Here is an 18,687-nt window from a genome sequence, read left to right as displayed (position 1 = left end):
GTGGATCAAGGGAATTCAGGGGGCGCGCGAAGGCACGCGGCTTTCGAGCGTGGGCGATTGCCACGCGGGCTGGATGTGGCAGCCGTTCTTGCCGTCGGTGTCATAGCGCGGCATCAGCGCCTTGCAACGCTGCGCGAGGCCTTCCGGCGTGGGCTTCTCGCCCTTGTCGATCCAGTCGAGCAGCGCGGCGAAGAGCGCGGGGTATTCCGAATCGCTCAGGTAGCTGTGCTCGTGCTCGGCGCTGAAGCTCTGCACCAGGTTGCCGCCGGTGCCGGCCGCATCGCGGATGCGGCGGTAGGCGTTTTCGAGTTCGACGAACGCAGTCGGATCGTCGATGGCATGCAGCCCGACCGTGGGCAGCGAGGTGCGGCCGGTGGGCTGGCTGTCGGCCGCCAATGCGCCCTTGGCCTGCGGATCGGCTGCGTAGCGCAACACGCCGGCATTGAGCGCCGCATCGTCGGCCGAGCCGCTGTAGCGCACGCCGATGTTGCCGAAGGGGTTGTGGCCTCCCAGCCGTTTTTGCACGAGGTCCTGGAACAGCCAGGTCGCCCAGGTCAGATGGCCGAGCAGCGAACGCTCCTGGATCTTCACGACCGACAGGATGGTCTTGAGCCGCATCGCCTGCTCGGGCGTGCGTTGCGCGGCGGGCATGCCGACGCCGGTGCAGGCCTTCACACGCTCGACAAGGTCGGCGCGCGTGAGCTTTGAATCCATCGGCAGGCCCATCCACAGCGGGTACTGCGGCTCGTCGGAGCGTGGATGGTTGCGGCAGACGTACTGGTAGACCACGCGCAGGTCGAGCCGGAAGTCATAGTTGTTGTTGCCGCCGCCGATCACACCGCTCGTGAGCAGCAAGCCGTCGTAAGGGCTCTTTGCACCGCCTGCGGGTGCGTACAGTTCGGCCGCCTTGGCGGCCACGCCGCCGCCGTAGCTTTGCCCGTGCAGCAGCGTGCGGCGCGGCTGGCCGAAATGGCGCACGAAGATCTGGCGCAGGCGCTCGGTGTCTTCGGCCGACATGGTCACGCCGTAGCCGCCGCGCCGGTAGGTGGAGCCGGCCCAGGCATAGCCGGCCTTCACGGTGACGGCCCAGCGCTTGAGGTCTTCCGCGCTGCGCGCCAGGTTGGGCGCACCGGTCTCGGGGCCGCCGTGGGCGTGCATCACGAGCACGCCGCGGTTCCAGTCCTTCGGGATAGCGATCCAGTAGAGCGCGCCCGTGCCGTCCTCACCGGTGTAGCAGCGCGCGGCCTCGGGCACCGGCGTGGGGCAGGTGGCGGCCTTGGGCCCGGTGGGCGCCGCATGCGCGGAAAGCATCGGCGCCGCGCCGATCAGCGCGAATGCCGCGAGGCTGGACAGTGTTTTTTTCAATGGCGTACTCCGAGTTCCAGCGCCGCGTTCGTTCCGTCGGTGGAGACGAAGCCCAGGACGCCGCTGTTGAAGATGAAACTGCCCGGGCGGCCCGCATCGGCCTGCACCACGCCCGGCAGAAGCGTGCTGTAGGTCAGGGTTGCTGCGGCACCGCCAAGATTGAAGCTGTTGCCCGACACGGCAGCCTCATGGCTTTCGCCCTTGACACTGGCCGTGACGTAACTGCCGTCGGCCGCACCGGACGCCAGGGCCAGTTGCGGCGCATGCATGCGCAGGCCCGGGTCGATGACGGTGTCCAGGCCCGTGAAAGAGTCGGCGGCCAGTACGGGGGTGGACGCACGCCGCAGGTACAACTGCACGGGCGCACCGTTGACCAGTCCGATCACCATCGAGCCGGTGAGCGTGCCGCCTGTGGTGTCGGCGGTGCCGGCCTTCGTGGTCGAGGTCGTGTACATGTCGAAAGCGCCACGGGTGCCGTTGTAGGTGATGTAGCCCTTCTCCGTGAACTTGCAGGTCTGGTCGTAGAACATGAAGCTGTTGGACACCGGGTCATGGCAGTACTGGAAGCTGCCGGCATTGCGCAGCCGCCCCGACGCCGAATATGCCACCGCGCCATCCTTGCCCATTTCCACGCCCACCGCATTGAAGATGAAGGCCACCGAGTTGAACACCTTCGGGTTCGCCGAGTTCTCGAAGGTGTTCTGGAATGCCACCAATGGAGAGAAGCCGCCGCCGCTGGGCGGAAGCACGCCGCCCAGCAGCACGCCGCCCGGCGCGAAAGTGAAGACCGCCCCGCTCTCGGCGCTGGCATAGCTGCAGTTGCTCTCCGACACCAGCGAGCCGGTGCGTTGCGTGCCAGCGGCGCGCTGCAGGCTCGCATCGATGGTCACGGTATAGGCCATGGTGGCCGGGTCGATCTGCACGCGCAGTTCTTCGCCGAAGCTGTTGCCGCCCTTGTAGCTGGTCACGGACGCAGGCAGGTTCGGGCAAGCCAGCGGATCGCCGACCTCGGTCACGCAGCTGTAGTTGACGGCCGCGTCGAGGCTGCCGCTGCCGCGGTACTTGGGCCATGCCGGGAACTGGCACAGCGGACGCGTGCGGCCATAGGTGCCGGCCACGGCGTCCACCGCCACGCCGGTGGCGGGCGCCAGGCCGGCCTCGACCCAGCCCTCGAGCGCGGCCAGCGAATCCCAGTTGGGAATGAAGCTGCCGGTGCCGTGCCCCATGCCGGGCACGGTGTAGAAGCGCACGCTCTGGTCGACGGCCGCCTGGCCCACGGTGGCGATGAGCTGCTTGTAGTAGTCGATGGTCGAGTTCGGGCTGATCACCTCGTCGGCCAGGCCGTGCAGCATGATGAGCCGGCCACCATGCGCGAAGAACGGCGCAAGATTCGGGTTGGTCGCGTCGGTCAGGTTCGACACATCGGTCACGCGTGCGGCATAGCTGCCCGGGTTCACCGGATCGAAGGTCAGCGTGTCGAAGCCCGCGATGCGCGTGACGAAGAACTTCACCCACTGGTCGCCGGTGACGTACATGTTGGCGTCGGAAGACGTGGCGGGATTGCCGGGCACGCTGCGCGTGCCGAGATCACGCGTGGTGTACGGCCCCGCCACCAGCGCGCCTTCGAGCAGGTTGTAGCCGCCCGCGCGCTTCACGCCGTTGGCCAGCGAATAGGTGCTGAAGTCCAGCGGCAATTCAATGGCGTTCACGGTGGCGATCTGCGCGTCCGACAGGCAGGTCTTGCTCGTCTTGGTCCCACCGGGGCAACGCAGCGACGCCACGATCTGCGCATTGAGCATGCGGCAGCTCTCGACATTGCTCACGATGTTGTCGGCCGCGCCGTCGAGCTTGTCGCAGGCCTGCATCGCCGCCTTCTGCACCATCAGCGTCTCACTCAGGTCCATCCAGCCCGCGCCGTTGTTGTTGTAGAGCGCGCGCCCCACCGCCACGTTCGACAGCCGCGTGCCGGTGTAGTTGAGCGCGGGCTCGTTGGCGATCACGCCGTCGTAGTCCAGCGGCCAGCGCTGGATGTAGCTGAGCGCATCGCGCCCGCCGGTCGAGGTGCCGAGAAAGTAGGCGTGCCTCGGCGCGACGCCGTAGCGCGCGAGCACCAGCGCCTGTGCCACGTCGCGCGTTTTCTTGAGCGACAGGCCGCCGTAGTTGGCCAGTTGCTCGTCGTTGGCCGCGAATCTGCCGTCGGTGATGCTGCTCGACTGGTGGCCCGAGTCGTCGCCGTAGGTGGCATAGCCGAGCGCCAGCGGCGCGGGCTTGTCGGCAGGGCCGAAGCGGATGACCTCGGTGCCGTCGATGAGCACGCCGTCGAATCCGCCGCCGCCGAAATGGATGGTCTTCTGGTTCCACTTCTCGGGCAGGTTGACGGCGAAGTTGATCGCGCCCGCGCTGGCATCGACGGGCTGGATGGTGCCGCGCACGCGGCAGTAATCGCCCAACTGGTTGCCGGCAGCGCCCGCCGCCACGGGCGTGGCGCTGGTGACGGTGGCGCCCTGCGTGGGCAGGCTGATCAGTGCGGCGGGCAGGCTCTTGCCGGCAAGGTCCGCGCAGGACAGCACGGGCTGCACAGGCGCAAGCGGCGGGTTGTCGGGTGGGCCGTCGGGCGGGTTGTTGCCGTTGCCGCTGGTGGGCGGGTTCACGGGCAGGCTCGGGAAGAAGCCCGAGCCCCCTCCCCCACTGCCGCCACCGCAGGCGGCCAGTGCGAGCGAGATGCCGATCGCGGGGCCGAACGAACGGCACGCACGAAGGGCGCGATGAATCATCGATGCGGGGCGCAATGAGCGCATGGTCTTGTCTCCGGCATGCAGCCTCATCGGGCTGCTTTTTGAATGGGCGGCCGGACGATAGATTCACGAGTGACTTCGGGTCAAATAAAATAAAGAGGCACTTTCAATATGAAAAACATATGGATATCCGGGCACTGAGGTACTTCGTGGCCGTTGCAGGCACCGGCCACATGACGCGCGCCGCCGAGCAACTGGGCATTCAGCAACCCCCGCTGAGCCTGCAGATCAAGGCGCTGGAGCGCGAGCTGGGCGTGCTGCTGTTCAAGCGCCACCCGCGCGGCGTGGCGCTCACCGACGCAGGCCGGCTGTTCCAGGTCGAGGCGCTGCGCATGCTGCAGGACATGGACGCCATGAAGCAGCGCATGGCGCGCGTGGCCAGCGGCCAGGCCGGCACGCTCGCATTCGGCTTCACCAGTTCGGCCGCGGCGCACCGCTTCATGCCCGAGGCGCTGCGCGCGTTCCGCCGCGCGCACCCCAACGTGGAACTGCAACTGCGCGAAGACAACGCGGCAGAGCTGACCGACGCACTGGCTGCGGGCCGGCTGCACTGCGGCCTGCTGCGCGTGCCGGTGGCGCGGCCCGAGGGGCTGGTGTTCGAGACACTGCTGCGCGAGCCGGTGTGGGTCGCCATGCCGAGCGACCACCGCTTTGCCCTCGCGGCCGGCAAGAAGACTTCACGGCCGTTGCCGCTGTCGAAGCTGTGCGAGGAAGGCATCATCCTCGTGCGCCGTCCGGGCGCGCCCGGCCTCTATGCCGAGCTGCTCGCGCTGTGCCACGCCAAGGGCCTGCGCCCGCGCGTGGTGGCCGAAGTCGATCGCATGATGACCAACCTGAATCTCGTGGCCGCGGGTGTCGGCCTGTCGGTGGTGCCGGCCTCGATGACCGGTGTGCATGCACACGCCATCGCCTACACGCAGCTGGCCGATGGCGGGCAGCTCGACGCGCCGCTCACGCTGGTGTCGCGCGCCGAAGAAGACAACCTGCCCGCACAGCACTTCGCTGCGCTGCTGCGCAAGCTCGCGGCCGAGAATCCGGGATCATGACCGTGCCACCGCTCCAGCGCCGCCACTTCATGCGCCGCGTGGGCGCGGGGTTGGCGGCTGTGTGCGCGATGCCGCGGCTGTCTTACGCAGCGCCATCACCCTGGCCCAATCGGCCAGTGCGCCTGATCGTGGTCTACCCGCCCGGCGGCGTGAGCGACGGCATGGCGCGCGTGCTGGCCGATCCGCTGTCGCAATCGCTCGGCGTGCCGGTGCTGATCGAGAACCGCCCCGGCGCGGGCGGCAGCCTCGGCATGGATGCACTCGCGCGTGCCACGCCCGACGGCTGCACGCTGGCCTTTTCCGCCATCAGCCCGCTCACATTGCATCCGCTGATCGCCCGCGTGCCCTACGACCCGCTGCGCGCCTTCGCGCCCGTGGCCAGCGTGATGCGCACGCCGGTGCTGGTGGTCGGCACGCCGGCCTTCGCCGGCCGCGGCTTCGGCGAGCTGATCGCGCGTGCGCGCAGCCAACCCGGGGCGGTGCGCTGGGCCACCTCGGGCGTGGCGACCATCGGCCACATGGTGCTCGCGCAGGTGCGCATGCAAAGCCGCACCGACATCACGCACATCCCCTACCAGGGCGGCGGTCCGCAGCTCAACGATGCGCTCGGCGGGCAGTTCGAGGTGCTGTCGACCAACGTGGCTGCGCAGCAGTTGCAGTACATCGAGGGCGGCCGCTTTCAGGCGCTGGCGGTCGGCGCGCCTGCACGCATCGAGGCGCTGCCTGCGGTGCCGACGCTCGCGGAACTGGGCTTCGAGAAGGCGAATCGCGATTCGCTGTTCGGCATCTTCGCGCCGGCGCGCACGCCGGCTTCGGTGGTGCAGCGGCTCAACATGGAGATCAACCGCGTGCTGCGCGGCGACGCCGTGCTTGCGCGTTTGCGTGGCGCCTACAACCTGCCGGCTGGCGGCAGCATCGAAGACTTCGCACACGAAATCACCATCGACCGTCGGCGCAACCGCGAGCTGGTGGCGGGCGACCGGTCGCAGTTCGACTGACTGATCAGCGCTCTGCAGTCCAGAGACGGGGGTAGTCCTTCACGAAGCCGTCCGGCGTGACGACCAGCACCTGCGCATAGTCGAAGCGCTTCGCCTCGTAGGCGTACTCGCTCTCGCTGCGCCGCTCGTAGCGCTGCATGAGTTCACTCAGCACGCCACCGCCGTCCAGGTCGACCCATGCTGCCGGTGCATCGGCGCTCTCGCCTTTCTCAAGGTTGAGCCGCCGCAGTTGCAGCAGGTTCGTGGCGGGCGTGAAGCCCAGGTCGAGGTCGACACAGTGCGACATGTCGGACACGGCTTCGTCGTTGAGCTTCCAGTGGCCGCGCGCATCGCGGGTGATCGACAGGTCGATGGCCGCTTCGCCGAGCCAGCCGCGCACGGTGCCCCATTGCGTGTGCCAGTGCAGGTCGCAGCGCACGCGGTAGTGCAACTGGCCGATGCGGCCGTCTTCCATGCGGAACACGGCGGCGCCATCGAGTTGCCAGGCCGAAGCGTTGCGTTCGAGACGACAGGCGTCGTGGCCCGGTGCATCGAGCCTGCGCCAAAGAATGGAGGCGACGGTTTGCATGGCGCGGATGATGGACCGGCATGCTGCAGTGCGCAAGTCTTGCCCCTTCGTCATCGCAGGTGGCAGTCAGGTTCGGGGGCTAGCGTCAGCGGCGCATGATGCCGCCCATCGACACCGATCTACCCGAAACACCTCAACCACCGCCGACGCTGCGCGTGCTCGACCTGATCGACCGCGCCGCGATGCCGCTCGCCATTGCCATTGCGCTGCTGCTCTTCCTGCAATGGCCGCTGCGCGACCTCGCCGGTTCGGGCAACGGCCCGACGCAGGCCAATGACCTGGCGCAATGGCTGTTCGCGCTCTATGTGGCGGTGGCGCTGCGGCATGCGGGGCGGCGCGGCGCGCACCTCGTGGCCCGGCCTGATCTGGCCGCCGACACCACCGGCCGCTTCGCGCGGCTGCGCCGCATCGGCGCGGCGCTGTGCGTGCTGCCATGGGCGTTGTTCCTGATCGTGACGGCCACCGTGCCGGTGGTGCGCGCGGTGATGGCGATGGAGCTGTTCCCCGACACCTTCAATCCGGGCTATTTCATGATCAAGGTCGCGCTGCTGTTGCTCGCCGTGCTGCTGGCCGTGCAGAGCGCGCTCGACCTCTGGCACGAACGCAGCAGGCCCGCATAGGCACAGATGGCCTGGATCGGACTCGCACTGCTCGCGCTGGCCCTGGTGCTGATGATGACCACCGGCTGGCCGACCTACGCCGTGCTGCTGGGCGTGTGCACGTTGGGCGCGGTGGCGGGGTTGGCGCTCGGTGCCTTCGATGTCGCGCTGCTGCAGAACCTGCCGTGGCGCATCGTCGGCCTGCTGGAGCACGACCTGCTGCAAGCCCTGGCGCTCTATGCGCTGGTCGGTGCGCTGCTCAACCGGCTGGCGCTGGCCGAGCACCTGTACAACGGCCTGCGCAAGCTGCTGGCTTTCGTCGTGCCACGCGCCGCGCCGGAGCTGGCCGGCATGCTGCTGGGCCTGATGCTCGCGCCGATGAACGGCTCGGTGGGTGCCAGCCTGCTCACGTTGGCGCGCACCGCCGGCAAGGGCTGGGCGCGCGAGGGCCTGCCGGCCGACCGGCGCACCGCGCTCGTTGCAGTCACCAGCACACTGGGCGTGATCGTGCCGCCCTCGCTGGTGCTGCTGTTGCTCGGCGATGCGATGCTGCGCGCACACACCGAGGGCGTGAACATGGCGCGCGAGCTGTCGCTGCCCACGGCCGCCGCCGGTGCCGCCAACCGCATCGTCAACACGCAGGACATCCTGCAGGCCGCGCTGGTGCCCGCGGCGGCGCTGCTGCTCGGCTGGCTCGCGGTCGCGTGGTTCGGTGCGCGGCGCAAGCCCTTGCCGAGCGCGCAGCGCGAACCGATCGACCGGCGCGAAGGCTTGACGCTGCTGCTCGTGCCCCTGCTGATCGGTGCGCTGCTGGTGCTGGTGACCATCGGCAGGGTGCGCGCAGTCGAGGGAGCGGCCGCCGCCTGCGTGATGTTGCTGGGCTGGGGCCTGGTGTCGCGCCAGCTCACGCGCCCGGTGCTGTGGCAGGTGCTCGACGATGCGATGGCACTCACCGGCGCTCTGTATGCACTGCTGGCGGCGGCCACCACCTTCTCGTTGCTGCTGCGCGGCTTCGGCACCGACGGGCTGATCGCGCGGCTCATGCTGTCGCTGCAGGGCCATCCGATGCTCGGGCTCATGGTGGTGCTGGCCGTGCTGCTGGCCTGCGCCTTCGTGCTCGATGCCTTCGAGCTGATCTTCCTGATCGTGCCCATCGTGATGCCGCCGGTGCTGGCACAGCTCGACGACGCGGCATGGATTGCCACGCTCACATTGCTGGTGCTGCAGGCGGGCTTTCTGCTGCCGCCCTTCGGCTATGCGCTGGTGCTCGCGCGCGGCCAGGTTGCGCCGCGCCCGCCGGTGGCGGCCATCGCGTGCTCGTTGATTCCCTATCTGGCCGTGCTCGCCGCAGTGACTGCCGGCGTGATGGCGTTGCCGCAAACGACGCGCTGGCTGCGCACTTCGCCGACCGCGCTGGCACCGGCCGAGCCGATGAACGAGGAAGCGCTCGACCGGCTCATGCGCGAGATGGCACCACCACCCGATGCGGGCGACAGCACCGTGCCGCCCGAGGAAAAATAAGGGCCCGCACGTGCCGGACAATGCGCGGCACCATGACCAAGCTCCCCGCCGCGCTCGCGCTGTTCCTGTCCGTTCTTTTCTGCAGCACAGGCCATGCCGCAGCCACGCTGAAAGACGGCGACATCATCTTCCACACCTCGCGCTCGGCACAGAGCGTGGCGGTGCAGCGCGCCACCGGTTCGCGCTACAGCCACATGGGCATCGTGCTGCTGCGCGATGGCAAGCCCTATGTGTTCGAGGCCGTATCGACGGTGCGCTACACGCCGCTCGCGCAATGGACGGCGCGCGGCAACGGCGGGCACTATGTGGTCAAGCGCCTGCGCGATGCCGACAAGCTGCTGACACCCGCCGCCGTGGCGCGCCTGCATGCGAAGACCTCGGACTTCGCGGGCCGTCCGTACGACCTGACCTTCGAGTGGTCGGACCAGCGCATCTACTGTTCCGAACTTGTGTGGAAGCTCTATCAGCGCGCGCTGGGCATCCGCATCGGCGAGCTGCAGAAGATCCGCGAGTTCAATCTGACGGACCCGGCGGTGCGCGCCAAGATGCGCGAGCGTTATGGCGACAAGGTGCCGATGAATGAACCGGTGATCTCGCCTGTGGCGATGTTCGAGTCGCCATTGCTCGCGACTGTTGAGACGCGCTGAAGGGTTGGGGCGCTGTTATTCAGGGCGTCGCTCACGCCGACACGGTGCTCTTTTTCGCGAATGTCCCCCGCTTCGCTCCTCCTTTATTTCGCGAAAAAGAGCCCCGTATCGACGTGAGCGTTATTCGGAGCGGTCGGTGATCGCAGGATCAACAGCAGCGTGTCCAAGTGCGAATGACGCCAGGTGCTCCCCGCAGCGAAATAAAGGAGGAGCGAAGCGGGGGACATTCGCGGAGGGGAGCACCTGGCGTCATTCGCACAAGCCCCGAATGAACCCGAACCCGCACCCGAAACAGCAACGCCCAAAACAAAAACACAAAGCCAAACATCGCCGGAACTGAGCCCCCGGACAGGCATGACCGCCCAAGCCGCGAGACAATCGTTTCCGTGAGTTCCCAGCCCCCGTCAGCCCCACCAATCCGCCGCATCGCCCACCTCGACATGGACGCCTTCTACGCGTCGGTCGAGTTGCTGCGCTATCCGCAGCTCAAGGGCCTGCCCGTGGTGATCGGCGGCGGGCGTCGACGCGTGGACGAGGCCATCCGCAACCTGCCCGAAGGCGGCACGCTGGCCGACATTCCGGTCGACTCGTTTCCGCTGCTCAAGGACTACACAGGCCGCGGCGTGATCACCACCGCCACCTACGCCGCGCGCCAGTACGGCGTGGGCTCGGCCATGGGGCTCATGAAGGCCGCCAAGCTGTGCCCGCTGGCCATCATCCTGCCAGTGGACTTCGATGAATACCGTCGCTTCTCGCGCGCCTTCAAGCAAGTCATCCTGGAGGTCGCGCCGCTGATGGAAGACCGCGGCGTGGACGAGGTGTACATCGACTTCACCGACGTGCCCGGCGGCCAGCGCGACGGCGGGCGTTCGCTGGCGTGGCTGCTGCAGAAAGCCATCTTCGACAACACCGGCCTGACCTGCTCCATCGGCGTGGCACCCAACAAGCTCATCGCCAAGATGGCGAGCGAGTTCAACAAGCCCAACGGCATCTCGGTCGTTTATGAGAACGACCTCGAAACGCGCATCTGGCCGCTGCCCTGCCGCAAGGTGAACGGCATCGGCCCCAAGGCCGACGAAAAACTCAAGCGCTTCGGCATCGAGACCGTGGGCCAACTTGCGGCACGCGACCGAGACTGGCTCGTTGCCACCTTCGGCAAGGCCACCGGCGCGTGGATGCACGAGGTGTCCTGGGGCCGCGACAACCGACCGGTGGTGACCGAGAGCGAACCCGTCTCGATGAGCCGCGAGACCACCTTCGACCGCGACCTGCATGCGGTGCGCGACCGCGCCGAGCTGGGCGCCATCTTCACCCACCTGTGCGAGAAGCTGGCCGAAGACCTGCAGCGCAAGGGCTACGTGGGCAAGACCATCGGCATCAAGCTGCGCTACGACGACTTCAAGATCGCCACCCGCGACCAGACCATCGACCGCTTCACCGACGACGGGAAGACCATCCGGCAGGTCGGTGGGCAATGCCTCAAGCGCGTGCCGCTGGAGCGCCCCTTGCGCTTGCTGGGCGTGCGCGTGGGCGCGCTCGCCAAGGCCGGCAGCCCCGAGGCGCTGGCACCGGCAGGTGCGGGCGGGCAACGCACGACTGCGGAGTCGACATCGACCACCGCATCGCTTTTCTGAACCTCGACACCATGATCATCAAACGCTGGCTCAAGCGCATCGCATTCACACTGCTGGGATTGGTGGCCTTGGTCGGGCTTTATGTCGCCACGGCCAGCGCGCTGGTGCTGTGGCCCGCCAATGCCAACAAGCCTTCGGACGCCATCGCAGCGAATGCACCCGAGGTGCAGGCCTGGGTGTTGAGCAATGGCGTGCACACCGACTACGTGTTCCCGGTCCGCTCGGCCACCGTCGACTGGCAGCAGCTTTTTCCGCTCGCGGACTTTCGCGCCGTGCCGCCGGACGCCGAGTTCATCGCCATCGGCTGGGGCGACCGCGAGTTCTACCTGAACACGCCCACCTGGGCCGACCTGACGGCCTCGCGCGCCTTCGGTGCGCTGTCGGGCGGCAACCGCTCGCTGATGCATGTGAGTTACCTGCAGCGCGGGCAACTGGGGCGCGGTGCTTTCAACCTGCCGCTGTCGCAGGGCCAGTACGCGCAACTGGTCGGCTATGTGCAACGCACGTTGCCCTCGGGCCGCGCGACGCCCATTGCAGGCGCGCACTACGACAACCAGGACGCCTTCTACGAAGCCGAGGGCGGCTACAACCTCTTCGAGACCTGCAACACCTGGATCGGGCGCGGCCTGCGGCAGGCGGGCGTCACCGTCAGCCGCTGGACACCCTTCGACTTCACCGTGACCTGGCACCTGCAACCGGCAACGCCCTGAGCGTTGCCGCCGTCGCGGCTCAGTCCAGCCCGTCGAAATCCGCGTCGTCCGGCCCGATGTGCGGAGGCGAGCGCCAGCCGGCATCGCGCATCGAGCGCGCCACCTGGTGCTCCACGCCCATCAGCACCGCGAACAGCGCCATCCGCACGGGAATGCCGTTGTCCGTCTGCCGGAAGATCGCCAGCCGCGGGTCGTGGTTGAGGTCGATGCTCAGGTCGTTCGCGCCCGGGCGACCGTCGCGCGGCAACGGATGCATCAGGATCGTGTCGGGCTTGCAGACCGTGTCGACCAGCGCCTTGCGCACCTGGAACTCCGGCGTGTAGCCCTCGATTTCCTCGCCCGCGAAGCGCTCCTTCTGGATGCGGGTGGCGTAGACCACGTCCGCACCGCGCAGGCCTTCCTCGAGCGATTGGGTCTGCTCGATCACGTGGCCGTTGCGCGACACCAGGTCGAGCAGGTAGGCCGGCATTTCCAGCGAAGGCGGCGCGATCAGCGTGAACTTCAGCCCGCGGTACAGCGACAGTAGCCGGATCAGCGAATGCACCGTGCGGCCGTACTTCAGGTCGCCCACCATCGCCACGTGCGTGCCGTCGACCAGCTTGCCCATGCGCGAGAACTCGCGCTGGATGGTGTACAGATCGAGGATGGCCTGGCTCGGATGCTCGCCCGGCCCGTCGCCGGCGTTGATGACCGGGATGTTGGTGGCACGTGCGAACTCGGCCACCGAACCTTGCTCAGGGTGGCGCACCACCAGCGCATCGACATAACCGCTCATCACGCGGCTGGTGTCGTAGATCGATTCGCCCTTGGCCATCGACGAGAAGGTGAAGCCCGTGGTGTCGCACACCGTGCCGCCGAGCCGGCAGAACGCGGCGCCAAAGCTCACGCGAGTGCGGGTGCTGGCCTCGAAGAAGAGGCTGCCGAGGACAGCGCCTTCGAGGATGCGCGTGACCTTCTGGCGCCGCGCGATGGGCTGCATGACGTCGGCGACCTGGAACAGGTCTTCGAGGCTGTCGCGCTCGAACTGCGCCACCGACAGCAGGTGCGGCCGGCCCTCGGCTGCGATGCGCTGGCCGAGTGGGCGGTCGTCTGCGCCGACGGTGGCTTGCGCCTCGCGCTGAAGGATTTCGGCGACGAATTTGCCGACCATTTCGGGCATGGCCCGTGATTCGCCGGAGTCGGCTGGCAGCAGCCAGGTGTCGAGTGCCCGGCGGCGAACACCCAGGCGTTCGGAGAACGCGTCGCGGGTCAGATTGAGGCGGCGCATGGCGTCGCGCAGGATGTCTTGTTGCTGGCTCATGGGGCGCAAATATACGCCATGAGCGCGATTTCTTCATGAAATTTACGCAATGCGTATATTTTCAGGCTGCCTCTGCAATCTATCGCCGAAACCCGGTCAGAGCCTGTCTAACGATCTGTTCGGGGCCGCGGGCTTCGCGCCGCTGTTCTTCAGGGCGTCGCTCACGCCGACACGGTGCTCTTTTTTGCGAATGTCCCCCGCTTCGCTCCTCCTTTATTTAGCTAAAAAGAGCCCCGTATCGACGTGAGCGGTCAGAGCCGTCGTTGATCGCAGGATCAATCAGAGCGTGCCCCTGTGCGAATGACGCCAGGTGCTCCCCGCAGCGAAATAAAGGAGGAGCGAAGCGGGGGACATTCGCGGAGGGGAGCACCTGGTGTCATTCGCACCCGCCCTGAATGAACCCGCATCACGAGCATCCGCATGGCTTAGTAAACAGAAGTTCAGGGCTTCGGCACACCGCCCTGCCACTGCGGCCAATTCGCCACGATGTGATCCACCACGCGACTACCGACAAGTTCGATGTTCTCCACCGTCTCGGCAAAGCCACCCGCCGTCTCGCCCGGCGCCGGGTCCAGATGCTGCAGCGTGGTTTCCTTCGGGCTGCCCTGGTCGAAGTTGACCGCGCCGCGCAGACTCATCACCCGGTCGGTGCCGTGCGCGCGCTTGATCACGAGGGTGATGGCGGCGGCCTCCATTTCGGTGATCACGTAGTCGTCGGCGCCGTAGAGCTTCGCGATGTACTGCGCCTGCTTCGACATGCCGGGGCCGTGGAAGAAGGTGTCGCCGGTCATGTGCGTGCCGGTGCCGACAAAAGGTGCGCGACGGGCCGCGGCGTCGGGGTAACGCAGACGGTACTTGCGCGCCGATTCCGAGTCCTTCAGCGGCGTGTCGGCCGAGAGCTTCATCGCCCAGCTCACGAGGTCGGGGTTGATCTTGAAGCGGCGGTATTCCTCGTAGCCCTTGCGCGGCATGAAGGTCGGCTCGCCGGCCTTGTTTTCTTCGGGCGCCCAGCGGTGGCCCAGGTCGTAGTCCACCAGCCAAGTGGCCCAGCTCACTTCGCCGATGGTGCCGCGCGATGGCGGCGTGCCGGCCACGCCCGAGATCACGTAATAGGCCTGCGAGAAATCGAACTGCGGGTTCAGCAGGATGGCCTGCATCGACGACGACGAGTTGACCTTGCCCATGCCGAGCACCGCGCCGCACACGCCGTCGACGTTGCAGTACACGGGCTGCAGCGCGCCGGGCACGGCCATCGGCTTGGTGTTCATCCAGTAGCGCTCGTACCAGTGCTGGAACTCGCCGGCGCGGTCGCCGGTGTTCTTGCCGATCTCGAACATGGCAGCGACGAACACCTTGACCTTGACGGGCGCAACGGCCGCCGTGGCAGGCGCGGTCGTTGCGGGCGAAGTCGAGGTGGAAGCACAGGCGGTGGCAAGCAGCGCGACGCCGCACAGCGCCAGCAGGCGGGTGCCAAAGGAAGACCAACGAGGGAACATTCTGGAACTCGGTAAGAAGAAGACAAGAAGAAGAAAGGAAAACACAGGACAGAGGCAACAAGCGCAGCCAGCGCACCGGCAACGTGTGCGGCGTCCTACAGCCTGCGATTGTCGGTGCAGGCAAAAGCTCGGAGTACCGCACTGACGCAAAGCCCATGCCCGCTTCTTCCTCGCCTTCCGCCGCCAAGCCTGCGTCGAAGCCGACGCCCATCACCAACGGCCTCGTGCATGTGAACCCCGACATGCCGGGCATCCACCGCCTGAAACACGGCGAGCGCTTTCGCTACCGCGACGCCGAGGGCCACTGGCTGCGCGACGTGGACGAGGTCTCGCGCATCCGCATGCTCGCCATTCCGCCGGCCTATACGCAAGTGTGGATCTGCCCGCTGCCCAACGGCCATCTGCAAGCCACCGGCATCGACGCGCGCGGACGCAAGCAGTACCGCTACCACGCCGATTGGCGCGTGATGAAAGACGAGACCAAGTTCGACCGGCTCGAAGCCTTCGCGCTCGCGCTGCCGCGCATCCGTGCCCGCGTGGCGCGCGACCTGCTGCCGCAGTCGGACAAGAAGGGCCAGAAGGCGCCAGGCCGCAGCCAGGTATTGGCGGCACTGGTGCGCCTGCTCGACACCACGCTGCTGCGCATCGGCAACGAGGAATACGCGAGCAGCAACGGCTCCTACGGCCTGACCACCTTGCGCAACCGGCATGCGGCGGTGCAAGGCGCGGCGCTGCGGCTGCGCTTTCGCGGCAAGAGCGGCGTGATGCACGAAGCCCGGCTCGACGATCCGCGCGTAGCCAGGGTGGTGCGGCATTGCCAGCAACTGCCCGGACAGGCGCTGTTCCAGTACGCCGGCGAAGACGACGGGGAACTGCGCAGCGTCTCGTCCACCGATGTCAACGACTACCTCGCAGAAGCCTCACAGGGCGAGCGCTTCACCGCCAAGGACTTCCGCACTTGGCACGGCACGGTGCAGGCGCTGGAACTCACGCGCCTGGCCTGCGGGCCGGGCCGCACCGCCGCGGATGGCAACCGCTACAGCGCGAAGGACATCCTGGCCGCCGTTGCCAGGCAACTCGGCAACACGCCGGCGGTCTGCAAGAAGGCCTATGTGCACCCGGCGGTGCTGGCGCTGGGCAGTGCGCTTGCGGACGATGAAGAAACCACCGCCCTGTTCCAGAAGATCACCGGCCGTGGCACGGCGCGGCCATCGCGTGGGCTGTATGCGGCGGAGCGCCGGCTGCTGGCCTTCCTGCGCACGCACCGGCAAGGCCAGGCGCGCGAGCGGCATGCGGCCAACGGACGCGGCAAGCCTCAGCCGCCGGTGGCGAGCCCGAGGCGCACGCTGTCGCGCTCCACCGTGATGGTGTAGCCAAGGTCTTCGGCCAGGTTCTGCAGCGCGACGGCATCGATGGCCAGTGCACGCGGTGCGCGGTGCGCGTCGAGCACGGCATGCGTGGCGCCGGGCTCGCGCGGCAAGGCGCGCAGGCACAGCGCATCGAGGCCGTCCGCATCGATGCGGATCGCACCCGCTTCGGCCACACCGTCGTGCAGGTAGCCGAGCGCGCCCAGAAAAAGATAGCGCAGCGCGGCGCCCGAAGGCCAGCGCGGTTCGTCTTCCCCGGGTTCGAGAGCGTCGTCGGTCACCAGCGACACGCCATGCAGGTCGAAGGCCGAGCGCATCAGGTTCACGCACTGCGCCACCAGCGCGCTGCGCGTGATGCCGTCGTCTGCGGTGGCCAGCTCCCAATCGCGCAGCGAGCGAATCGCATGGACCAGTTCGGACACCTGGTTGTCGATCAGCGCCACCCGCTCTTCGCAGGCAGCGGCATCGATGGTGACGGCACTCACCTGGCGCTTGAGCATCAGCAATGCCATGCGAACGACCGAGACGGGCGCGGCCATGTCGTGCCGCAAGGCCGGCAAGGCGCGCGTGAGCAGTTCATGGCGCACGCCAGCGGCGATCCAGCTGCGCGCTCCGGGAGAAGACTTCATCGCGCGGCGACCAAGGGCAGCAGGGTCATCGGCCCGGATGCGGGGAACGCCTGCGCGCGGGCGCGAGCACGGCCTGCAGGGCTGGGGGCGACGAAAGGCACGGTCACGGGGTACTTCCTGAAACGAGGGAGAGAAGGCCACGAGTATCGTGCCCGCCCCCCGCGCCGGACGTAGGAACGTGCCTACGACGGCCTGGGCCGCAAAGGCATGGCCGCGTGGCCTGCCCGGTCGTTCAGGGCTTGCCGAGATAGGTGCGCACGTCCTTCACCTCGACGCCTGCGGCGGCGATGGCCGAGCGCAACTGCTGCTCGCTCACCTCCAGCGCCTGCGTCCAGTAGCGAACCTCGTGCGCTTCGTTGACGTTGATGCGGGAAGCATCCTGCGGCCCGCGCTTGCTCAGGTCATCGGCCATGGTGTGGTGTCCTTTGTTGAAGCCGCGAGGATGCGGCGCGCCCCGGGGTCGGGCTGGAGGACGGCAGCGCGCCTGCTTGCAGGAAATATCCGAGAGGTGGCCTTCAGGCCTGCCGGGCGCGCATCTGCAGCTCGCGCTTGAGCAGCTTGCCGTTGGCCGTGGTGGGCATCGCGTCGATCACCTCGATGCGGGCCGGCCGCTTGTAGGGCGACAGGTGCTCGACCAGCTGCACCCGCAAGGCGGCCTCGTCCAGCACCGCGCCGAGCTTCATCTCGACGAAGGCGACGATCTGCTCGTTGCCGTCGGCCTCCGGCACGCCGACCACCGCGCACAGGTGCACGCCGGCGAAGCGGCCGATCACCGCCTCGATCTCGGCCGGGTAGACGTTGAAACCCGAGCGGATGATCATTTCCTTCAACCGCCCAACCACGAACAGCGCGCCGTCCTCGCCGAAGCGCCCGAGGTCGCCGGTGGCGTACCAGCCGCCGGGGCGCATCACCTGTGCGGTAGCCGCCGCATCGCGAAAGTAGCCCAGCATCAGGCCGGGGCCGCGCAGCCAGATTTCGCCGGTGTCGCCTTGTGCAGCGTCCTGCCCGTCGAGGGAAACGACGCGCGCCTCGCCGCCTTCCACCGCATGGCCGGCCGCCGTGTCGGTGCGCGGCGATTCAGTGCGCGTGAGGAACACCGAGCCGGCGTACTCCGACAGGCCGTAGCCGTAGTGCAGTGGCTGCCCGAACAGCCGCTCCACCCGCTGCTTGAGCGCGGGATCGAGCGGCGCAGAGCCGGTGTACACGTAGCGCAGATGCGGAAAACGCGGCACCACGTTTTCCGCATCGATGTGGGCCAGCAGGCGCGCGTACATGGTCGGCGGCCCGAGCAGGTTCGACACTTGTTCGTCGGCCAGCGCCTGCAGCATGTCGGCCGGCGAAAAGGCACTGCGCAGCACCAATGACGCGCCACCAGTCAGCGCAGCCATCAGCACCGTGCCGATGCCGAAGATGTGCGTCATCGGCAGGAAGGCGTAGGCACGGTCGCGTTCATTCAGCGCGCGCACGGTGGCCGACACGCGTCCGAAATGCAGCAACCCTCGGTGCGACACCATCACACCCTTGGGCGTGCCCGAGGTGCCCGACGTGAAGATGATCGCGGCCGTGTCGGCCAGCGCCGCATCGGGTTCCGTGCGTGCGTCGGCGCGCACGGCCGAGCGCATCACGCCCGGCAATGCAGCCGGCACCGCACCGGCCCGCTGCGCATGCCGGTCCGCCGATTCGGAAGCGCCGGTCGTGAAGCAGCACAGGCGCGCATCGGCCCGCTCGACGATCGCCGCAATCTCGCCCGGCGACATGCGCGCATTGACGCCGCACGACCACGCGCCGACGCGGCTGCAGGCCATGAGCAGCACGATGTGCGCGGCGCAGTTCTCGGCCACCAGCACCACGCGGTCGGTCGCGCGCACGCCGGCGTCCCGCAGGTCTTGCGCGGCCACGTCGACCATCGCCTGCAGCGCCGCATAGGTCGTGGTGCCCGTGGGCTCGAAAAGAAAGACAGCATCGGGCGTGCGGACCGCACGCGCCTCCAGCAACTCATGAATACGCTGCAT

The 18,687-nt window shown here is 67.9% G+C and carries 16 protein-coding genes; 8 read left to right on the top strand and 8 right to left on the bottom strand.

The annotated features are described in order from the left end of the window. Positions 1–15: 15 nt before the first annotated feature. Positions 16–1,365 carry an alpha/beta hydrolase family protein gene (locus H7F35_RS19405; protein ID WP_187108227.1) on the bottom strand — a complete coding sequence of 450 codons (1,350 nt, stop codon included), beginning with the start codon at positions 1,363–1,365 and terminating at the stop codon, positions 16–18. Further along, positions 1,362–4,163: a tannase/feruloyl esterase family alpha/beta hydrolase gene (locus H7F35_RS19400; RefSeq protein WP_187108226.1), complete on the bottom strand. Its 2,802-nt coding sequence runs from the start codon at positions 4,161–4,163 to the stop codon at positions 1,362–1,364. The genes H7F35_RS19405 and H7F35_RS19400 overlap by 4 nt, the downstream gene beginning before the upstream one ends. Before the next feature lie 119 nt (positions 4,164–4,282). Here H7F35_RS19400 and H7F35_RS19395 point away from each other — a divergent pair, with 119 nt between their 5' ends. Then, positions 4,283–5,206 (top strand): LysR family transcriptional regulator, encoded by a 924-nt coding sequence (locus tag H7F35_RS19395; RefSeq protein ID WP_187108225.1) that lies wholly within the window; start codon positions 4,283–4,285, stop codon positions 5,204–5,206. Next, the gene (locus tag H7F35_RS19390) at positions 5,203–6,204 is read left to right on the top strand and encodes a Bug family tripartite tricarboxylate transporter substrate binding protein (protein ID WP_187108224.1); all 1,002 of its coding nucleotides are present in this window, start codon (positions 5,203–5,205) and stop codon (positions 6,202–6,204) included. Before H7F35_RS19395 ends, H7F35_RS19390 begins: the two co-directional genes overlap by 4 nt. A 4-nt stretch (positions 6,205–6,208) precedes the next feature. On the opposite strand, the gene H7F35_RS19385 is transcribed toward H7F35_RS19390, so the two are convergent. After that, on the bottom strand, positions 6,209–6,772 hold the full coding sequence (locus tag H7F35_RS19385) for a putative glycolipid-binding domain-containing protein (RefSeq protein ID WP_187108223.1): 564 nt from the start codon (positions 6,770–6,772) through the stop codon (positions 6,209–6,211). Positions 6,773–6,867: 95 nt separating this feature from the next. Between H7F35_RS19385 and H7F35_RS19380 the strand changes: the two genes are divergently transcribed. The 5 genes from H7F35_RS19380 to H7F35_RS19360 all read left to right on the top strand — a co-directional run bounded on the left by H7F35_RS19380 (position 6,868) and on the right by H7F35_RS19360 (position 11,883). Next, positions 6,868–7,392, top strand: coding sequence for a C4-dicarboxylate ABC transporter substrate-binding protein (locus H7F35_RS19380; protein ID WP_187108222.1), 525 nt, complete (start codon positions 6,868–6,870; stop codon positions 7,390–7,392). A 6-nt stretch (positions 7,393–7,398) separates the two neighbouring features. Further along, positions 7,399–8,892: a TRAP transporter large permease subunit gene (locus tag H7F35_RS19375; RefSeq protein WP_187108221.1), complete on the top strand. Its 1,494-nt coding sequence runs from the start codon at positions 7,399–7,401 to the stop codon at positions 8,890–8,892. A 32-nt stretch (positions 8,893–8,924) separates the two neighbouring features. Beyond that, positions 8,925–9,539, top strand: a complete 615-nt coding sequence (locus tag H7F35_RS19370) for a YiiX family permuted papain-like enzyme (RefSeq protein ID WP_187108220.1) — start codon at positions 8,925–8,927, stop codon at positions 9,537–9,539. Between the two features lie 386 nt (positions 9,540–9,925). Next, positions 9,926–11,173 carry a Y-family DNA polymerase gene (locus H7F35_RS19365; protein WP_410010721.1) on the top strand — a complete coding sequence of 416 codons (1,248 nt, stop codon included), beginning with the start codon at positions 9,926–9,928 and terminating at the stop codon, positions 11,171–11,173. An 11-nt stretch (positions 11,174–11,184) separates the two neighbouring features. Then, positions 11,185–11,883: a TIGR02117 family protein gene (locus H7F35_RS19360; RefSeq protein WP_261803282.1), complete on the top strand. Its 699-nt coding sequence runs from the start codon at positions 11,185–11,187 to the stop codon at positions 11,881–11,883. A 19-nt stretch (positions 11,884–11,902) separates the two neighbouring features. Here H7F35_RS19360 and H7F35_RS19355 read toward each other — a convergent pair whose 3' ends face one another. Further along, the gene (locus H7F35_RS19355; RefSeq protein ID WP_187108219.1) at positions 11,903–13,183 is read right to left on the bottom strand and encodes an aspartate carbamoyltransferase; all 1,281 of its coding nucleotides are present in this window, start codon (positions 13,181–13,183) and stop codon (positions 11,903–11,905) included. A 440-nt stretch (positions 13,184–13,623) separates the two neighbouring features. Next, on the bottom strand, positions 13,624–14,679 hold the full coding sequence (locus H7F35_RS19350; protein WP_187108218.1) for a purine-nucleoside phosphorylase: 1,056 nt from the start codon (positions 14,677–14,679) through the stop codon (positions 13,624–13,626). A 155-nt stretch (positions 14,680–14,834) separates the two neighbouring features. On the opposite strand from H7F35_RS19350, the gene H7F35_RS19345 reads away from it, so the two are divergent. Beyond that, on the top strand, positions 14,835–16,052 hold the full coding sequence (locus H7F35_RS19345) for a DNA topoisomerase IB (RefSeq protein WP_187108217.1): 1,218 nt from the start codon (positions 14,835–14,837) through the stop codon (positions 16,050–16,052). Here H7F35_RS19345 and H7F35_RS19340 read toward each other — a convergent pair. The 3 genes from H7F35_RS19340 to H7F35_RS19330 all read right to left on the bottom strand — a co-directional run bounded on the left by H7F35_RS19340 (position 15,995) and on the right by H7F35_RS19330 (position 18,687). Continuing rightward, on the bottom strand, positions 15,995–16,675 hold the full coding sequence (locus H7F35_RS19340) for a hypothetical protein (RefSeq protein ID WP_187108216.1): 681 nt from the start codon (positions 16,673–16,675) through the stop codon (positions 15,995–15,997). The genes H7F35_RS19345 and H7F35_RS19340 overlap by 58 nt on opposite strands. A 232-nt stretch (positions 16,676–16,907) precedes the next feature. After that, the gene (locus H7F35_RS19335; protein WP_187108215.1) at positions 16,908–17,087 is read right to left on the bottom strand and encodes a DUF3606 domain-containing protein; all 180 of its coding nucleotides are present in this window, start codon (positions 17,085–17,087) and stop codon (positions 16,908–16,910) included. A 103-nt stretch (positions 17,088–17,190) separates the two neighbouring features. Beyond that, positions 17,191–18,687, bottom strand: a complete 1,497-nt coding sequence (locus H7F35_RS19330; protein WP_187108214.1) for a class I adenylate-forming enzyme family protein — start codon at positions 18,685–18,687, stop codon at positions 17,191–17,193.

It is taken from the genome of Variovorax sp. PAMC26660 (genome assembly GCF_014302995.1).
GTDB lineage: Bacteria > Pseudomonadota > Gammaproteobacteria > Burkholderiales > Burkholderiaceae_C > Variovorax.
Note: the sequence above shows the minus strand (reverse complement) of the source record. Positions and strands in the feature narration are given on the sequence as shown.

Excerpts from the sequence above, each read along its gene's own strand:
- H7F35_RS19400 (WP_187108226.1), bottom strand. The coding sequence starts at position 4,163 with ATGCGCTCATTGCGCCCCGCATCGATGATTCATCGCGCCCTTCGTGCG.
- H7F35_RS19395 (WP_187108225.1), top strand. The coding sequence starts at position 4,283 with ATGGATATCCGGGCACTGAGGTACTTCGTGGCCGTTGCAGGCACCGGC.
- H7F35_RS19390 (WP_187108224.1), top strand. The coding sequence starts at position 5,203 with ATGACCGTGCCACCGCTCCAGCGCCGCCACTTCATGCGCCGCGTGGGC.
- H7F35_RS19385 (WP_187108223.1), bottom strand. The coding sequence starts at position 6,772 with ATGCAAACCGTCGCCTCCATTCTTTGGCGCAGGCTCGATGCACCGGGC.
- H7F35_RS19380 (WP_187108222.1), top strand. The coding sequence starts at position 6,868 with ATGATGCCGCCCATCGACACCGATCTACCCGAAACACCTCAACCACCG.
- H7F35_RS19375 (WP_187108221.1), top strand. The coding sequence starts at position 7,399 with ATGGCCTGGATCGGACTCGCACTGCTCGCGCTGGCCCTGGTGCTGATG.
- H7F35_RS19370 (WP_187108220.1), top strand. The coding sequence starts at position 8,925 with ATGACCAAGCTCCCCGCCGCGCTCGCGCTGTTCCTGTCCGTTCTTTTC.
- H7F35_RS19360 (WP_261803282.1), top strand. The coding sequence starts at position 11,185 with ATGATCATCAAACGCTGGCTCAAGCGCATCGCATTCACACTGCTGGGA.
- H7F35_RS19355 (WP_187108219.1), bottom strand. The coding sequence starts at position 13,183 with ATGAGCCAGCAACAAGACATCCTGCGCGACGCCATGCGCCGCCTCAAT.
- H7F35_RS19350 (WP_187108218.1), bottom strand. The coding sequence starts at position 14,679 with ATGTTCCCTCGTTGGTCTTCCTTTGGCACCCGCCTGCTGGCGCTGTGC.
- H7F35_RS19345 (WP_187108217.1), top strand. The coding sequence starts at position 14,835 with ATGCCCGCTTCTTCCTCGCCTTCCGCCGCCAAGCCTGCGTCGAAGCCG.
- H7F35_RS19340 (WP_187108216.1), bottom strand. The coding sequence starts at position 16,675 with ATGAAGTCTTCTCCCGGAGCGCGCAGCTGGATCGCCGCTGGCGTGCGC.
- H7F35_RS19335 (WP_187108215.1), bottom strand. The coding sequence starts at position 17,087 with ATGGCCGATGACCTGAGCAAGCGCGGGCCGCAGGATGCTTCCCGCATC.
- H7F35_RS19330 (WP_187108214.1), bottom strand. The coding sequence starts at position 18,687 with ATGCAGCGTATTCATGAGTTGCTGGAGGCGCGTGCGGTCCGCACGCCC.